Origin of the sequence: Carboxylicivirga sediminis (genome assembly GCF_018156225.1) — a bacterium.
GTDB classification, from domain to species: domain Bacteria; phylum Bacteroidota; class Bacteroidia; order Bacteroidales; family Marinilabiliaceae; genus Carboxylicivirga; species Carboxylicivirga sediminis.
On the sequence record NZ_JAGTAR010000005.1, the window covers coordinates 103392 to 120243 of the forward strand.

Genomic DNA, 16852 nt, shown 5'->3' on the forward strand with positions numbered 1-16852 from the left:
GACGATATGATGCCTAATAATCAAGCAATTAAAAATAAATCAAACAACACCCTCACAACCAGGCGTTTATGCACATTTGATAACTTTTAATTAACACGTGAAATCCACTGTATTTAAACCACTTGGAAGAAACGGGGAAAAAATTCGAAAAAATTCAGAAAAAAAAATTCGAGCACCTACTTAACAATAAATTAAGGATTTACTTAGCTTTTCGACGGGCTTTTTTAAGGCTAATTGGCACACCATTTTCCAAAGCCACAATACTAGCTTCATCATACAAATCCTTCACTTCGTCTAATATTTTGGATGCTTCATCAAAATATCGGGTTTGACCTAAGTTATAAACGTATTTCGAATCACGATAATCTTCAAAAATTTTATACTTGCCATCCAGAATTGTCGAATCCATTTTTATCGGAGCTTTGGATTCCAGGATTTGAATTTCATAAACGATACCACCAACACCATAAGCCTGATCTGTCACAACCACCTTACGACCAAAATTAACCGCAGAGAATGATACATACCTGTCAGGATTATGTCTGAAATCAATTAATAGGCGATTAAGACTATTACTCACTTCGTTAAGCGAATAATAAAATTCATCATCAGACATCAGCTTGCCCAATGAACCTTTTCCATCATTAATACTATCCAACAAATCATTGGCACTACTTAAAGTAGACCGTAACTGCTCAACTGTGGCATCGATATTGGCATCTTCAAGTTGCTGACTAAAGCCAGCCAGATTAGAAAAAGTAGAATCAATATGCGGACGCTGCGCTGAAAGCATAGCAACCAATGAATCAGTACGCTGTAACATCATTGTCACTTCGCCATCATCCTCTAGCTTTTTTGCAAGATTGCGACTAATGGATTCAAAATGCCTTAACGACCGATCAAGATTATACATACTTGAATGAAAACGACTTTTCTCTTCACTAAAGATCTGACCAATGTTAGTCAATACAGTATCGAGCTTAACAATTAATCGCTCAGTCTTATCTTTCAGGGGCAATACTTCCATACTCATTTTATCGGCTAAGTCACCAACAACAGATGTATTCATAGTATCACCAACAGCCAACATCTGATCACTGTGTCCAATTATAAACTGAACCCCTTTCGTCCCCATCAAATCAAGACTGTAAATTTGTGCTTTAGAGTCATTAGGAATGCCTATCTCGTCAAATAGTGTGAAGGTTACCAGAAATCGATTAGGCTGAGTTGGGTGAAAATCTATATCCCTGACAGTTCCGACCTTAAAACCTCTGAAGTAAACCGGACTTGCTTTAGTTAATCCGTCAATACGATCATAAACGCCATAATAAGAATTACCTACTTCAATTAAATTATGTCCTTTCAAGAAGTTAAATCCCCAAATAACAATTATAAATGAAACAAATACGGTCAGACCTATCTTTACTTCTTTTTTCATAGTTTATGATGTTTGTAGACAATACCGAAGTATTAAATCAAGCGCAATTTAACAAAAATAATATCAATAGCCTAAATCTCTACTTTTGCTTATTTTGAATTTTACGCGCATCTGCAATCGATATCCGTTCATTCCCTTGGAATGCAATCACGAAAGCATCCCCAACCTTTTGGCGAACTTCTGTTAAAGAGCTAATTATTTCGCTATAACTATTGGTACAACATGTCGTGTATTTAAATCGTTCACCCTCCTGAAACATCCAAATGTCATCAAATAGAGCATAAACCATTGTTCCTTCCTGTATTTTCTTTTTAGAGGAAGCAACCTGGATGCGGTAATTGACACTATCAACTATAGAACTTTCGTTTTTTTCAACAACCTTAGTCAGCTTACTCTTGGCATCAAACTCATTCTTATAATCGCGTACAGCTCTGAAAATAGCGGAAGCCATATATGTTTGTCCACGTTCTGAAGCAATAAATTTCTCCTCAGTATTATTAGTAAGAAAACCCAACTCAACCAGCACACTTGGCATGGTTGCCTGGCGCAGCACAAGAAATCCAGCCTGTTTAACCCCGCGGTCTCGCCTCCCAACACGCTCCTTAAATTGTTTTTGCACCAAAGAAGCCATATAAATACTTTGATCGATATGAATGTTCTGCATCAACTCGAATATAATATATGATTCGGCAGAATTAGGATCAAATCCTTCATAGGTGGTTGTGTAGTCTTCCTCCAGCACAATCACGGAGTTCTCCAGCTTGGCAACTTCCAGGTTTTCTTTGGTTCGATGCAAACCTAACACAAAAGTCTCTGCTCCATAAATTTTAGGCGTTGAGATAGCATTGGCATGTATAGAAATAAACAAGTCTGCCTTGTTTTTATTGGCAATTTCAGCTCGTTTATTAAGCGGAACAAATACATCATTGGTACGCGTATAGATAACATTTACAGCAGGCATGTTCTCTTTAATATAACCACCAAGCTTAAGTGCGACATTTAAGACAATATCCTTTTCCTTTGCCTGTTTACCAATAGCTCCTGGGTCTTTGCCACCATGACCAGCATCGATAACCACTGTTTTAAAAACCATATCCTGCTGAGCTTGCAGCTTAGTATTGTTAAAAAACCATAAAGCAACCAGGCAGAAGAAAAATACAAGACGTGTTTTAAATAAATAAATTGTCATACATTTAGATTATTGCAGTTCAAAAATAGGAAAATTATACACAGCTAAAAATGGCTGCGTAGTGCATTATTTAAAGGACATGACCAGGTATGCGCATTTTTTATTTATTTTTGTGAACGCTTGAAAAAAATATCATTTTGACACTGATTAGAACTAAAGCATATAAGGCACTGAACCCAATTGTTTTAACAATTACTCTGCTACTTATATCGCCTCATTTTGCTGGCTTATGCGCCCAGGAAACAATACAAAGCTCCGATTCTCAAATAGCCGAATCATCATCGGACAGTACTCAGGTGCACTCCGGATCATTTATTATAGACTCTGAAGTTAATTATAAAGCCACCGATTCCATTGATTTTGATCTGAGGACGCAAAAAACATATCTGTATGGCAATGCAGAAGTAAGTTATCAGGATATCTTACTCAAAGCACACACCATTGTACTGGACATGGATAGCAGTACTGCTTTTGCGTATGGCACTAAAGATACGTTGGGCAATGAAATTGGGCTACCTGTTTTTACTGATCCTAGTGGTGAATACACCATGCGCCGCATGCGGTATAATTTCAAAACTGAGAAAGCCATCATTGAGCACATCGTTACCGAACAAGGCGAAGGTTTTGTGGTAGGAAATAAAGCTAAAAAGATTGAAGACAACTCCTATTGCATGAAGCACGCCAAGTACACAACCTGCGATTGCCATGATCATCCGCACTTTTACCTAAACCTTACAAAGGCCAAAGTTATTCCTGGTAAAAAAACAATTACTGGTCCTGCCTATCTGGTGGTGGAAGACGTTAAACTTCCAATTGTAGTACCGTTTGCGATGATACCTACGACCAGCTCTTACAGCTCTGGTTTTTTATTTCCTTCGTACCGCGATGAGCAAATCAGGGGCTTTGGTTTGACCGATGGTGGTTATTACTGGGCAGCAAATGATTACTTTGACTTTATGGTTAAAGGTGACATATTTACCAATGGTTCATGGGCCATCAGGACCGGTTCTAATTATAAATTAAGGTATAAATATAGCGGTCGATTCAATTTTCAATACATCAATAATATATACAGCGAAAAAGATTTGCCAGACTACAGGGTAACAAAAGATATGGCAATCACGTGGTCGCACAGGCAAGATGCCAAGGCCAACCCCTACCAAACATTTTCGGCCAGCGTCAACTATTCTACCAGTTCATTCGACCAAAACAACGTTAATAACCTTTACAACCCAGCCAACAACGACATTTCAACCAACACAAAGCGTTCGAGCATATCGTATAGTAAACGCTGGGCTGGAAAACCTTTTAATTTCTCAGCCAACTTACTGCACTCTCAAAACAGCCGCGATACAACCATTGACCTAACAATACCCGACCTGACATTTACAGTTAATCGGTTCTATCCGTTTAAGAAAAAGAACAAGGTTGGAACAAAGGAAAACATGTTTGAGAAGATCAACCTCTCTTACACTGGTAACATGAAAAACTATGTACATGCCAAAGAGTCTGAATTAGGCTTTTCAGGTGATGACTTTGCCAACCAGTGGAAGAATGGTGTTAAACACAGCATCCCTGTGGCCATGAACCTGAAATTTCTGAAACACTTTACGGTTACTCCTTCGTTTAACTATACCGAACGTTGGTACCTGAATAAGATTGAAAAAGGATACGATGAAGAGACCAATAAAATTGTCAACACAGATACCATTACTGGTTTTAACCGTGTATATGATTACAGTTTCAGTGCCGGTACTTCAACAAAAATCTACACATTCTTTCGCCCCTGGCGTAAACTTTTTGGCGACAAAGTCGATGCAATCAGGCATGTAGCCACACCATCAGTTTCCATGTCGTATCGCCCTGATTTCGGGGACTCCAAATATGGTTATTACGACTGGTTTGAATATTACGATGAAGACCGCGATGAAATTGTAAGGCACGATTATTCATACTATGATGGTGCATTATATGGTGTGCCCGGGCGTGGCAAATCGGGCTCCATGAGCCTTAGCTTAGGCAACACCCTTGAAATGAAGGTCAAAAGTGAGAAAGACACTACCGGCTTTAAAAAACTTAAAATACTGGAGAGTTTAAATTTCAGTACCAGTTATAACTTCCTGGCAGATTCACTCAAGTGGCAACCCATTAATATGACTGGTAGAACTAAACTATTTGGCACCAATGTTAACTTTGGCGCACGCTTCGATCCCTACGCTATTGATACTACCAGTACTGGTCAGCCTATACGCGTTAACCAATCAGTTTGGGCACAGCAAGGCAAGCTTTTGAGGCTTGAAAGTGCCAACCTGAGTTTCGGCCTTAACTTTGGCTCCGATACATTTAAGAAGAAAGACAAAAAATCAGGTACCGATCCTAACAGTACCGATGAAGATCCAAATGCACTACCGCCAGATCCACTGAATAATCAAGAATTTGATCCACAAGCTGCATTCCAGGGAGGCAATGCTACTTTTGTTAAAGGAGATGATGGCTATGCCAAATTTGAAATCCCCTGGAATATCTCACTGAACTACTCATTCAGATTAAGCCGGGGACAGTTTAACAAGAGTAAAATGGACTATGATTTCAAAGTCACTTCCGACGTTAACCTCAATGGTAATGTTTCGCTAACCCCCAAATGGCGCATTAATTTTGCATCGGGATACAGCTTTGATCGCAAGGAAATAGCGCATACCAACGTTGGAATCAGTCGCGATTTACACTGTTGGAGCATGAATTTTAACCTTGTACCGGTAGGTCGATATAAGTCTTATTTCTTTACTATTCGAGTAAATTCAAGCATGCTTCAGGACCTCAAGTACGAAAAACGCAATCACCCGCGCGACAACGGTCTATTCTAATCAATAGTGAATGATTAATCCTTAAATAAACTAATAATGAAAAAAGTAATTTCAACTAGCAATGCACCCGGTGCAATCGGCCCATACAGCCAAGCCATTGAATCCAACGGTACGTTATATATTTCAGGACAAGTACCCGTTAATCCAGCCACAGGTAAAGTAGTGGAAGGCGGCATTAAAGAACAAACCGAACAAGTAATGAAAAACATAGCCGCCATACTTGAGGAGGCTGGCTATACTTTTGCCGATGTTGTTAAATCAACCTGTTTGTTAAGCGACATGAGTAATTTTGCAGCTATGAATGAGGTTTATGGTTCTTATTACAAAGAAAACCCTCCGGCGCGTGCAGCTTTCGCAGTTAAAGAATTACCACTTGGAGTAATGGTTGAGATAGAAACCATTGCAGTTAAGTAAGCGAGTAAAATAAGATAATGAGCTCATGTAATTAATTGCATGAGCTTTTTTATACCCCAAACTTTGGATCACAAAAAAACCACCATGTCCCCATGGTGGTTTATGTCTGTTTGAAAAATGTTTTTTTAATCTATCCGAGATTAATAAAAATGTTATTCGGCAACCACCTCAATTGAGATGTCAACCTTAACTTCACGGTGTAATTTCACAGTAGCCGTGTAAGTACCTAATTCTTTTGCATCCTCTTTCATAGAAATGTTCTTACGCTCAACGTTGAACCCTTCTTTAGTAAGTGCTTCAGCAATTTGAATAGTATTTACCGAACCGAAAATTTTACCGGTTGATGAAGCCTTAGCACCAATAGTAAATGACTTACCTTCGAGTGTCTTAGCTACTTCAAGAGCCTCATTTTTGATTTTCTCTTCTTTATGAGCTCTCTGACGCAGGTTTTCTGCGTGTACTTTCTTGGCTGAAGGAGTTGCCAAAATTGCAAGTCCTTGTGGGATTAAGTAGTTACGTCCGTAACCATTTTTAACCGTCACAATGTCGTTCTTATGGCCAAGATTCTGAATATCTTCTTTTAAAATAATTTCCATCGTAAATCCTCCTTTTTCTTATTTCATCAAATCGGTTACGTATGGCAACAAGGCCAAGTGACGAGCACGCTTAACAGCTTGTGCAACTTTTCTTTGATACTTTAAAGATGTACCTGTTAAACGACGTGGTAAAATCTTACCCTGCTCGTTTAAGAATTTCTTTAAGAACTCAGGATCTTTGTAATCGATATACTTGATCTTGTTCTTTTTGAAACGACAGTACTTCTTTTTCTTAATCTCTACTGACGGAGGAGTCAAATACCTGATTTCTGATTGATTCTGTGCCATGGTCTAGTTCTCCTTTTGTTCTTTTTTAGTTGATCTTCTTTTCTCTGCATACGCCATAGCGTATTTGTCTAATCTGAATGACAAGAAACGTAGAACGCGCTCATCACGACGGAAAGCGGTTTCGAACTTGGCAATAAATTCAGGATTAGCTTCGAATTCGAACAACTGGTAAAATCCTGTTGACTTCTTTTGAATTGGGTAAGCTAGCTTACGAAGTCCCCAATTTTCTTCATTTACCATTTTACCTCCAGCCTCAACAATCAAACCTTTGAATTTGTCGACCGCTTCCTTCATCTGAACATCAGACAAAACGGGAGTTAAAATGAAAACGGTTTCATAACGATTTAACATATCTTCTTAATTTTAGAAGGTTTTAAATAATCAGGGCGCAAAGATAGAAATAAAAAAAGAAGAAACAAAGCAGTAAATAAGTGAATTAGTTAAAAGGCAGAAGGCAGAAGTAGTTCTAAAAATCTACCTCTGCCCTCTGCCTTTATATCTTATTGACTATACTCAATGCTTATGCCCCGAGAAGTAGCGCATAAATTGTACACGCTCGAAAACTTCGGGATTAGCAGACGCACCTTGACTCAAACGTCCTTTGAATTCATTAATTGAGTTGACTCCACGCCGCACCATCCAAGCATCAAGCTCTTTCAACATAGCGCCAATTACTTCCGCCCCTTCTTTATAAATAGCTGAAACCACCTCTACAGACGAAGCACCGGCCATCAGCATTTTCACCATTGCCCGATAATCCTGTATGCCTGTAGAAGCAACTAAGTCGCAACCAGCCTGCGATGAAGCTATTGAAATCCATCGCAATGAATTCACATAGTCATCGGCATTGGAATACACTTTTCCGGTAATCACCTGATCATTTTCTATATCGTAATCAACCGATGTGAAGCGGTTAAACAAAATTAGACCGTTAATACCTGAATGAGATAGACGATGAATCACATTACCAAGATTAGTAAAATAAGGTGCTAATTTAATTCCTACCGGAATTGATAGACGTTCTTTCACTTTTCGCACAATATCAAAATAGACCTTTTCTATTTCGCCAGCTTCTTCTTTTATTCCAAAAGGCAATTTGAATATATTAAGCTCGATAGCATCAGCACCAGCTTCTTCAATTTTATGGGCAAATGACACCCATTCGCTGTAACTGGAACAATTAATACTGGCAATGATAGGAATATCAACACTTTCCTTTGCTTCTCTAATAAGCGAAACATAGTTTTCCAACACCTCGTTTTTGACCTGATAGTCGTAATAATCATAGAACTCCAGGTTATTGTCATCCATCCCCAGCTGCTGTCCTATGGTTTGCTCAGCTTCTGCTTTAATCTCTTCTTCAAAAACCGATTTAAGTACAATAGCTGCCGCACCGGCTTTGGCCAGTTTTTTAATACCCCCAATAGTAGAAGCCAGTCCTGAGCTCCCCACTACAATCGGGTTTTTTATTGGTAATCCTAGATATGTAGTTTCTAAATTTCGCATGAGCTTAAGGGTTTAGTTTGTCCTGTAAATAGTTATGCATTGATGCTGCCGCATTTCTTCCATCACCCATTGCCAAGATAACAGTGGCTCCACCTCTTACAATATCACCTCCGGCAAACATTTCAGGAATAGAAGTCTGCAGCTTTTCTTCATCCACAACGATGGTACCCCAGCGGGTTGTCTCCAGTTGTGGCAGCGAACTTGGTATAAGTGGATTTGGCGACACGCCAACACTTACCACTACCGTATCAACCTCAATATCGTACTCAGAGCCCTCCATTGGCACTGGACGACGTCGACCAGAGGCATCAGGCTCACCCAGCTCCATCTTTTGCACACGCACCTTACTAACACGTCCTGTTTCATCTGCAAAATACTCCACCGGATTCGTCAGAGTCATAAACTCAATTCCTTCTTCCTGAGCATGCTTAATTTCCTCAACACGCGCCGGCATTTCTTCCATTGAGCGACGATAAATAATCATGGCCCTGTCGGCTCCTAAACGCTTGGCCGTACGCACAGAATCCATGGCAGTATTACCGCCTCCGATCACTGCCACATTCTTCCCGCTGATAATTGGCGTATCAGTTGCAGGATTGGCAGCATCCATCAGGTTAACACGCGTCAAATATTCGTTAGAACTAAGGATGCCTATGTAATTTTCTCCCGGAATATTCATAAAACGAGGTAATCCCGCACCACTTCCTGTGAAAAAGCCCTGATAGCCTTCTTCTTTCAAATCTTCAATGGTGGCTGTTCGACCTACAATAAAATTCGTTTCAAACTTAACACCCATTTTCTTTAGGTTATCGATCTCTACATCAACAATGCTGTTTGGCAAACGAAATTCGGGTATACCGTATTTTAGTACGCCTCCAATCTGATGTAAAGCCTCAAAAACAGTGACATCGTATCCTTGCTTGGCCATATCACCTGCAAAGGTTAAACCGGCCGGACCACTGCCAATTACAGCTACTTTAATGCCATTAGGTGCGGCTACCTCAGGCACTGATATCTGACCTGATTCGCGTTCATAATCAGCCGCAAAACGCTCCAGATAACCAATGGCCACAGGATCTTTCTCCATTTTTATCTGGTAAAAGCACTTAGCTTCACATTGCTTCTCCTGTGGACAAACACGACCACAAACAGCTGGTAATGCACTTGTTTCCTTTAGAACCCGAGCTGCATCCAGGAACTCACCTAACTCGATACGCTTGATAAACTTGGGAATATTGATTTCAACAGGACAGCCTGTAATACACGTTGGATCAGGACAATCAAGACAACGACGCGCCTCATTGATAGCTTCTTCAGCAGTCAATCCTGTATTTACCTCAATATTAGATTTGACGCGCTCATCCGGAGCAACCTCGCCCATATGAACACGCTTAAGCGCAGTGCGCTCTTTATTTTTAAGCAGTTTACGTACATCTACACGCCATGACTGCTCTCTCTCTTCTTTTAAAAATTCTTTTGTAACAGTCATTTTTATTTGTCTTTAGATTTTAAGTATTGCTGCTCGGCACCTTTTTCAATCTCCTTATAGCCATTCAGGCGAAGTAACATCTCATCAAAATCAACCTGATGGGCATCGAATTCAGGACCATCAACACAAACAAATTTTGTTTTACCGCCAACTGTTATACGACAGGCACCGCACATTCCAGTACCATCCACCATGATGGTATTTAAACTTGCCACTGTTGGTACATTGTATTCTTTGGTTGTCAGCGCAGCAAATTTCATCATGATTGCTGGCCCAATAACAACGGCCTCGTCCACTTTTTCTCGCTCCATTACTTCTTTCATCCCATCAGTAATCAAACCTTTTTTACCATAGGAGCCGTCGTCTGTCATAATAATCACCTCATCAGAATATTCTGCTATTTGCTCCTCAAGGATAACTAAGTCTTTTGTGCGGGCCGCCAGAATGGTCACTACTCGGTTTCCGGCCTTTTTTAGCGCCTCAACAATGGGCAATAAGGGAGCAACGCCAACACCTCCGCCGCAAGCCAGCACAGTGCCTACTTTTTCGATATGTGTAGCTTCTCCAAGCGGGCCAACCAAATCGGTTAGTTCATCACCCACATTTAAATCGGTAATGCGACGCGACGAAACGCCTACTTTTTGTATTACTAACGTAATGGTGCCCCTTTCAGGGTTTGCTGCCGCAATAGTCAAAGGAATCCGTTCCCCTGTTTCACCAACTTTTACTATCACAAAATGCCCAGCTCGCCGAGCCTTTGCAATACGTGGAGCCTCAATTTCCAGACGAACAACGTTTTCTGAGAAATGCTCCTTTTCGACAATTTTGTTCATTATAACAAACTATTACTTAGTTATATACCTGAGACCAAGGTAGCCAGATAACAAATATCTGGTAATATTTTTAGAATACTCAAAGGTAAAAATAGCGTTTGAATTAACCTCAAATTATGATATTAGTTATCTACTAATTATTTACATGCATTCTAAATTAGCCTATCTACACTGATTATAAACTATTTCTGAAAGTCAATACTTTTATTTAACAAGGCTTATTAATAACTTACCTATCCATCCTAATGAATTAATTCAGATGAATATTGAAGCATTTTTTAAGTTAACTTACGGCCTATACATCATCACAACAAAAGATGACAACAAGCTTAACGGCTATATTGCCAATACCGCATTCCAGGTAACAGCAGAACCCTCGCAAATAGCTATCAGCTGCAGTAAGAATAACCTTAGCTGCCAGATGATTGAGAACAGCGGTGTCTTCTCAATTTCCATACTCAAACAAAATGTCAGTGCCGACATTATTGGCTTATTTGGATACAAAAGCGGCAGTGAGATAAATAAATTTGAACACATCAATTATAAGACTGGAAAAAGCGGAGTGCCAATAGTTACGCAAGATTGCCTGGCATGGTTCGAATGTAAAGTCAACAAAGCAGTAGATGTAGGTACGCACATTTTATTTATTGCAACCATTGAAGATAATGAACTACTGGATAAGTCAGGTACTCCTCTGACCTACGCCTATTATCATGAAGTCAAAAAAGGATTAGCTCCTAAGAATGCACCTACTTACATCGATGAATCCAAACTAAAAAAGAGTACATATGAAAGCAAGGGTAAGCTTCAAAAGTACAAATGTCTGGCGTGTGGTTACATATATGATCCTGAGCTCGGAGACGAAGACTCAGGCATCACACCCGGAACAGCATTTGAAGATATACCCGATGACTGGATTTGCCCAACATGCGGTTCAACCAAAGACATGTTTACTCCCATCTAACACTCGTTTTAATATTTAGAAACATCCTAAATTAGCCAAACACAACTTCAAAAACATAAAAACACCCCTCTGTTAGTTTATATTTGCTTAACCCAGATCACAAATAGTTAAATAAGATAAAAGAACAAACATGGAAAGCTTAAAAGGAACCAAAACCGAACAGAACCTACTAAAAGCCTTTGCTGGAGAATCTCAAGCCCGCAATCGCTATACATACTTTGCCAAACAAGCCAAAAAAGAAGGATTAGAGCAAATCTCAGCTATTTTTATGGAAACTGCTGAGCAGGAACGTGAGCATGCCAAACGATTCTTTAAGTTTTTAGAAGGTGGAATGGTAGAAATAACGGCCACATACCCTGCCGGCATTATTGGTGACACAAAAGACAATTTAAAAGCAGCTGCAGACGGCGAAAATGAAGAATGGTCTGAATTATACCCTGAATTTGCCAGAATAGCCGAAGAGGAAGGTTTTAAGGAAGTAGCTGTTGCCTTTAAAATGATTGCCAAAGTAGAAGCATTTCACGAAGAAAGATATCGTAAGCTATATGATAACCTGGCCGCAGGCAAAGTGTTTGAAAAAGATGGCAAGGTAACCTGGATGTGCCGCAATTGTGGTTTTATTCACGAAGGTACAAAAGCACCAAAGATGTGCCCGGCCTGCCTGCATTCACAAGCTTATTTCGAATTAAAAGAATCCAATTACTAAGCCGCAGACTTAAGTATTGGCATACACGAGGGCTCCTTCACCGGTGCCCTCTTTTTTTTGCATTGCAAAAAGCGTGTATTTTTGCAGCTCAATTACACAAGCATGAACATTGACGAACGATTAGAAAACACCAACTTTCCTCTGCCTGCTATTAGGGAGATTAACCTGTCAAAACACCCAAGCAGCATTAGCTTGGGACTGGGCGAATTGAAAAATTTCACTGTCGACCCACAAATATTTGAAGCTCTCTCTTCCAATTGGAACAACGGCATTTCATATACTCAAAATGCCGGCTTACCAGCTTTGCGGCAGGCCATAGCCAATCATCAAAAGCAACAAGATGGCTTTGACTACAACGAAAATCACGTTGTAGTAACCATTGGCGTACAAAATGCTATGTATACATCCATACGCACTTTGCAAAAGCTTGGTGCGCAAAGAGTTTTAATACCTTCAATTCATTTTGGCATTTATAAGAAAATTCCGGCTGAATTTGGCATGGAAGTTATCTGCTATCCACTGAACAGCGATTTCAGTATTAACCTGCAAGCATTGGAAGAAATTCTTTTACCGGATGACATCATTATTATTAATTCGCCTTCCAATCCAACTGGCAAAGTCTTTTCCACTGATGAGTTGAGCAATCTGGGCGAATTATTGTCAAAAAAACTGACAAAAGGCTATGCCATAGCAGATGAAATATACAGTGCATTGGTATATGAAGGACAAACTGCAGAATCATTTTCTAAATTCTTCAAGCGAACAATTATTGCCAATGGTATATCAAAAAGTGGTGCCGCAGCAGGTTTGCGGGTTGGATGGCTTATAACCCGCCATGAAAAACTGGCAAAAGCATTTACATCCAACAATGCAACCATCATCAGCACGCCACCTACAGCCAACCAGTATGCCGCCATACCAATCATTGATGGCCAAACGACGAATACCATTAACCAATATAACCAGTTTTTAAAAGCGAACCGTGATAAAGTAATGACCATGTTGGATTCCCTTGACATTGAATACAACATGCCCAGAGGAAGTTTTTATATTTTCCCCAAAGTTGGCAATAAGATAACTTGTAATATCAAAGACTTTTGCATCACTACGGCCTCAAAACCCAATGGAGTGGTTGTCATCCCGGGCGTGGCTTTTGGTGCTGAAGAGTACATCCGCATTTCATTGGCAACAGCTGAGATGGATGAAGCTCTTACACGGCTTAAAAAAGCCATTGAACACTCCCTTTAGGCATAAAAAAAGGTGCAAAAAACTTGCACCTTTTACTCTTATATTTTTCTATCGCTTAAGCATTGAAGTGATACAAGAAAACAATCTCGCCTTCATAGGCTGGTTTTCTGCTACCTTCAATTTCCAGCTTAATACCAATATTAGCTCGTGTTACACCTCGTAGGTTAACAGCGTTATTAACTTTAGCGTGTAAGCGCACCTTACTGTTAACCAATACAGGGGCGTTAAACTTCAATTTTTCAATACCATAATTAACCTGCATCTTAAGGTTTTGAACATCCACAATCTGGTTCCATAAGTGTGGCAAGATAGAAACAGTCAAATATCCATGCGCAATAGTATTTCCAAACGGCGATTCGTTCTTCGCTTTTTCAACATCGGTATGTATCCACTGATGATCTAATGTTGCATCGGCAAAAAGATTGATTTGTTCTTGAGTAAATTCATGATAATCAGAAATTCCAAGGTCACTACCTATTAACTTTTCTAATTCGTCAAAACTCTTAATAACTACTTTACTCATCGTCTAATTGTTTTTTAATTGAAGCCGCTAAGATAAACTATTTCAACAAAGCTGCATAATCTGCTTCAACAATGGCAATATCACACATGGAACGAATAGCGGCCATATTCGAAAACGTTTGCAAATCAATATTTTGAATAAAAAAGCTAAGCATCTGCTAATTACAATCTCTTTCAAACAACCACAATCCCAGCCATAAACACATGATTAACTGAATATTACCAATCACAAACAATTACAACTAGTCATCATAGAATGCAAAGCACTCCATTGTCACTATCGCTTAAAACATGCGGTATTCGTAACTTGCCTAAGTGTATTTATATGGCTTAAATAATGCCAACTAAAGATTAAAACTTATACAAATGTCTATCAGAAATCTGTTTACAGGACTGCTTCTGCTTCTTGCAAGTAGCCTTAGCCTTTTTGCTCAGTCAAACGATCGTTTGTTTGTATCAGCAAAATATGAAAATAATGTACTTTGTATAAATGTGAGTGATGGTTTAATTAGGCTAACACCATATTCCCAATACAGCATAGAAGTCTCTTTCAGGGCCCATGCAGATGAAGAACTCTTCCCCTCGCACGCCATTGCGCCGGAGAACCATCCAGTGAAAGCTACTTATACCGAAACCGAGCAAACCATTAAGCTTTCAACGGGTCAACTAAGTGCATTGATAAACAAAGCACCTTTTTCAATTAGTTATTATTATAACGAAGAGCTAATCCTTGGCGAAGAGGCAGGTTATTTCGCTGACAGTGTCAAGCAGGGCTTTCGTTTCAAGCTGATGCCAGATGAACTGCTGATGGGTGGTGGCGAAAGAGCTCTGGGCATGAATCGACGCGGTAATAAGCTCCAATTATATAACCGAGCCAGCTATGGTTATCAAACACATGCCGACTTGATGTACTATTCAATGCCACTCCTCATTTCGTCAAACAAGTATATGCTAGGTTTTGACAATGGAGCCAGCGGATGGCTTGATATTGGCAAAACAGAAACTGACATACTGCAGTTTGATGCGGCTGGAGGCCGTATGAGTTACTTTGTTGTTGCTTCTGATAGCTGGCTAGATTTGAATTACAACTTTACTCAATTAACCGGTCATCAACCAATGTTGCCACGATGGGCTTTAGGTAATATTTCCTCGCGCATGGGTTACCACTCGCAGCAAGAGGTTGAAACTGTTATTGATTTATATCAGAAAGACGATATCCCATTAGATGGCATTGTATTGGATTTATATTGGTTTGGCCCCGATGTTACAGGCCATATGGGTAACCTGGAGTGGTATCGTGATTCATTTCCTGAGCCTGAGAAAATGCTTGAGCGCAATAAGTCCAAGGGCATTAACACAGTGCTCATTACGGAACCATTCATCCTTAAAAACAGTGGCAAGTACAAAGAATGTGCAGAGCAGCAATTACTGGGAACCGATTCCCTCGGTAATCCTTACATTTTTGACTTTTTCTTTGGTACAACAGCTTTACTTGACATTTTTAAGCCCGAAGCACAACATTGGTTCTGGGAAATTTACAAAAAGCATACAATGAGTGGCGTTGATGGCTGGTGGGGCGATTTGGGCGAACCAGAAGTTCATCCCGATGATCTTATGCATGTCAATGGTCGTGCCGATGAAGTGCATAACTTGTATGGACATGAATGGGCAAAAACCATTTCTAAAGGTTATCAGCAAGACTTTCCGGATAATCGGCCGGTTATCCTGATGCGTGCGGGCTTTATTGGCTCCCAGCGTTACGGTCTGGTGCCCTGGTCGGGCGACGTCAGCCGCTCATGGGGTGGTTTACAGTCGCAAGTTGAAATTGCTCTGCAAATGGGGATGCAAGGTTTGGCCTACATACATTCCGATTTAGGTGGTTTTGCTGGTGACTACAGGGATGCTGAACTTTATACCCGATGGCTGCAATATGGGGTTTTTCAACCCATTTATCGAACGCACGCCCAGGAAGACGTGCCACCTGAGCCAGTTTTTTGGGATGACAACACCAAAGCTGTTGTCCGCGATTTCATTCGTTTACGTTATCAACTAACCCCCTACCTTTATACCTTAATGTATGAAAACACCGTGAAGGGATGGCCTCTGATGCGCCCGCTGTTTTACCTCGAAGACAATGCTGAGCTGTACAATGAAACCAAAACCTACTTATGGGGAGATAACTTCCTGGTATCGCCAGTGGTTGAAAAAGGCCTTAAATCACAATCGGTATACTTGCCTAGGGGACATAACTGGTTCAATTTCTTTACGGATGAAAAGTTTGAAGGTGGCCAAACAGTAAATGTAGTAACCGATATTTCAACGCTACCAGTATTTGTTAAGGCTGGCTCGTTTATTCCCATGGTGCCAGTTTACAACAACATGACTGCGTACACGAGTGAGCACCTCATCCTGCACTATTACCACGATCCTTCGATAAAAACGAGTACAGGCCAGATGTATGAAGATGATGGAGTAACAAGGGACAGCTACAAATCAAATAAATACGAGCTTTTGAACTTTGATGCAAGTCATCAGGGCAGCTTGCAGCTAACGATAAAACCTGAAGGCTATGACTACGAAGGAAAACCTGATAGCCGGCACATTGAGCTGATTATTCATAACTATTCACATAAACCCAAAAACATTAACATCAACGGAAAGAAGGTTAAAATCACAAAATCAAGCAGCAAACCAGGCACCCTAAAAGCGGGAGCTTATTATAATCTTCAGACAAAACAGCTACACATCAATTCTGAAATGAGCAATGAAGCATTAAAAGTATTAATCGATTAATT

15 protein-coding genes are annotated in these 16852 nt (G+C 40.1%); 6 read left to right on the plus strand and 9 right to left on the minus strand.

Annotated features, from left to right (window positions below; translation table 11 throughout):
* Positions 1 to 199: 199 nt before the first annotated feature.
* Complete coding sequence (locus KDU71_RS05000; protein WP_212188812.1) at positions 200 to 1438, minus strand: MlaD family protein; 1239 nt, start codon at positions 1436 to 1438, stop codon at positions 200 to 202.
* A gap of 79 nt (positions 1439 to 1517) precedes the next feature.
* The gene (locus KDU71_RS05005; protein ID WP_212188813.1) at positions 1518 to 2627 is read right to left on the minus strand and encodes an N-acetylmuramoyl-L-alanine amidase family protein; all 1110 of its coding nucleotides are present in this window, start codon (positions 2625 to 2627) and stop codon (positions 1518 to 1520) included.
* 137 nt (positions 2628 to 2764) lie between these two features.
* On the opposite strand from KDU71_RS05005, the gene KDU71_RS05010 reads away from it, so the two are divergent.
* Both KDU71_RS05010 and KDU71_RS05015 read left to right on the plus strand, forming a co-directional pair.
* Positions 2765 to 5491 (plus strand): putative LPS assembly protein LptD, encoded by a 2727-nt coding sequence (locus KDU71_RS05010; protein WP_244828200.1) that lies wholly within the window; start codon positions 2765 to 2767, stop codon positions 5489 to 5491.
* A 36-nt stretch (positions 5492 to 5527) separates the two neighbouring features.
* The gene (locus tag KDU71_RS05015; protein WP_212188814.1) at positions 5528 to 5905 is read left to right on the plus strand and encodes a RidA family protein; all 378 of its coding nucleotides are present in this window, start codon (positions 5528 to 5530) and stop codon (positions 5903 to 5905) included.
* Positions 5906 to 6057: 152 nt separating this feature from the next.
* Here the strand turns inward: KDU71_RS05015 and rplI are convergent, their stop codons facing one another.
* The 6 genes from rplI to KDU71_RS05045 form a co-directional block, all read right to left on the minus strand.
* The gene (gene rplI / locus KDU71_RS05020; RefSeq protein ID WP_212188815.1) at positions 6058 to 6501 is read right to left on the minus strand and encodes a 50S ribosomal protein L9; all 444 of its coding nucleotides are present in this window, start codon (positions 6499 to 6501) and stop codon (positions 6058 to 6060) included.
* An 18-nt stretch (positions 6502 to 6519) separates the two neighbouring features.
* Positions 6520 to 6789, minus strand: coding sequence for a 30S ribosomal protein S18 (gene rpsR, locus KDU71_RS05025; protein ID WP_212188816.1), 270 nt, complete (start codon positions 6787 to 6789; stop codon positions 6520 to 6522).
* Between the two features lie 3 nt (positions 6790 to 6792).
* On the minus strand, positions 6793 to 7140 hold the full coding sequence (gene rpsF, locus KDU71_RS05030) for a 30S ribosomal protein S6 (RefSeq protein ID WP_212188817.1): 348 nt from the start codon (positions 7138 to 7140) through the stop codon (positions 6793 to 6795).
* A 162-nt stretch (positions 7141 to 7302) separates the two neighbouring features.
* On the minus strand, positions 7303 to 8295 hold the full coding sequence (locus KDU71_RS05035; protein WP_212188818.1) for a dihydroorotate dehydrogenase-like protein: 993 nt from the start codon (positions 8293 to 8295) through the stop codon (positions 7303 to 7305).
* A 4-nt stretch (positions 8296 to 8299) separates the two neighbouring features.
* The gene (gene gltA, locus KDU71_RS05040) at positions 8300 to 9784 is read right to left on the minus strand and encodes an NADPH-dependent glutamate synthase (protein ID WP_212188819.1); all 1485 of its coding nucleotides are present in this window, start codon (positions 9782 to 9784) and stop codon (positions 8300 to 8302) included.
* A 2-nt stretch (positions 9785 to 9786) separates the two neighbouring features.
* On the minus strand, positions 9787 to 10617 hold the full coding sequence (locus tag KDU71_RS05045; RefSeq protein WP_212188820.1) for a sulfide/dihydroorotate dehydrogenase-like FAD/NAD-binding protein: 831 nt from the start codon (positions 10615 to 10617) through the stop codon (positions 9787 to 9789).
* A 259-nt stretch (positions 10618 to 10876) separates the two neighbouring features.
* On the opposite strand from KDU71_RS05045, the gene rd reads away from it, so the two are divergent.
* From rd to KDU71_RS05060, 3 genes are all read left to right on the plus strand, one after another.
* Positions 10877 to 11581 carry a rubredoxin gene (rd, locus tag KDU71_RS23290; protein WP_212188821.1) on the plus strand — a complete coding sequence of 235 codons (705 nt, stop codon included), beginning with the start codon at positions 10877 to 10879 and terminating at the stop codon, positions 11579 to 11581.
* A gap of 130 nt (positions 11582 to 11711) precedes the next feature.
* Positions 11712 to 12287, plus strand: a complete 576-nt coding sequence (gene rbr / locus KDU71_RS05055; RefSeq protein WP_212188822.1) for a rubrerythrin — start codon at positions 11712 to 11714, stop codon at positions 12285 to 12287.
* Positions 12288 to 12389: 102 nt separating this feature from the next.
* Positions 12390 to 13535 (plus strand): pyridoxal phosphate-dependent aminotransferase, encoded by a 1146-nt coding sequence (locus tag KDU71_RS05060; RefSeq protein ID WP_212188823.1) that lies wholly within the window; start codon positions 12390 to 12392, stop codon positions 13533 to 13535.
* 55 nt (positions 13536 to 13590) lie between these two features.
* On the opposite strand, the gene KDU71_RS05065 is transcribed toward KDU71_RS05060, so the two are convergent.
* On the minus strand, positions 13591 to 14058 hold the full coding sequence (locus KDU71_RS05065) for a MaoC family dehydratase (RefSeq protein WP_212188824.1): 468 nt from the start codon (positions 14056 to 14058) through the stop codon (positions 13591 to 13593).
* Positions 14059 to 14423: 365 nt separating this feature from the next.
* Here KDU71_RS05065 and KDU71_RS05070 point away from each other — a divergent pair, with 365 nt between their 5' ends.
* Positions 14424 to 16850 carry a glycoside hydrolase family 31 protein gene (locus KDU71_RS05070; protein WP_212188825.1) on the plus strand — a complete coding sequence of 809 codons (2427 nt, stop codon included), beginning with the start codon at positions 14424 to 14426 and terminating at the stop codon, positions 16848 to 16850.
* The last annotated feature ends 2 nt before the right edge of the window (positions 16851 to 16852 follow it).

Excerpts from the sequence above, each read along its gene's own strand:
- KDU71_RS05000 (WP_212188812.1), bottom strand. The coding sequence starts at position 1,438 with ATGAAAAAAGAAGTAAAGATAGGTCTGACCGTATTTGTTTCATTTATA.
- KDU71_RS05005 (WP_212188813.1), bottom strand. The coding sequence starts at position 2,627 with ATGACAATTTATTTATTTAAAACACGTCTTGTATTTTTCTTCTGCCTG.
- KDU71_RS05015 (WP_212188814.1), top strand. The coding sequence starts at position 5,528 with ATGAAAAAAGTAATTTCAACTAGCAATGCACCCGGTGCAATCGGCCCA.
- rplI (WP_212188815.1), bottom strand. The coding sequence starts at position 6,501 with ATGGAAATTATTTTAAAAGAAGATATTCAGAATCTTGGCCATAAGAAC.
- rpsR (WP_212188816.1), bottom strand. The coding sequence starts at position 6,789 with ATGGCACAGAATCAATCAGAAATCAGGTATTTGACTCCTCCGTCAGTA.
- rpsF (WP_212188817.1), bottom strand. The coding sequence starts at position 7,140 with ATGTTAAATCGTTATGAAACCGTTTTCATTTTAACTCCCGTTTTGTCT.
- KDU71_RS05035 (WP_212188818.1), bottom strand. The coding sequence starts at position 8,295 with ATGCGAAATTTAGAAACTACATATCTAGGATTACCAATAAAAAACCCG.
- gltA (WP_212188819.1), bottom strand. The coding sequence starts at position 9,784 with ATGACTGTTACAAAAGAATTTTTAAAAGAAGAGAGAGAGCAGTCATGG.
- KDU71_RS05045 (WP_212188820.1), bottom strand. The coding sequence starts at position 10,617 with ATGAACAAAATTGTCGAAAAGGAGCATTTCTCAGAAAACGTTGTTCGT.
- rd (WP_212188821.1), top strand. The coding sequence starts at position 10,877 with ATGAATATTGAAGCATTTTTTAAGTTAACTTACGGCCTATACATCATC.
- rbr (WP_212188822.1), top strand. The coding sequence starts at position 11,712 with ATGGAAAGCTTAAAAGGAACCAAAACCGAACAGAACCTACTAAAAGCC.
- KDU71_RS05060 (WP_212188823.1), top strand. The coding sequence starts at position 12,390 with ATGAACATTGACGAACGATTAGAAAACACCAACTTTCCTCTGCCTGCT.
- KDU71_RS05065 (WP_212188824.1), bottom strand. The coding sequence starts at position 14,058 with ATGAGTAAAGTAGTTATTAAGAGTTTTGACGAATTAGAAAAGTTAATA.
- KDU71_RS05070 (WP_212188825.1), top strand. The coding sequence starts at position 14,424 with ATGTCTATCAGAAATCTGTTTACAGGACTGCTTCTGCTTCTTGCAAGT.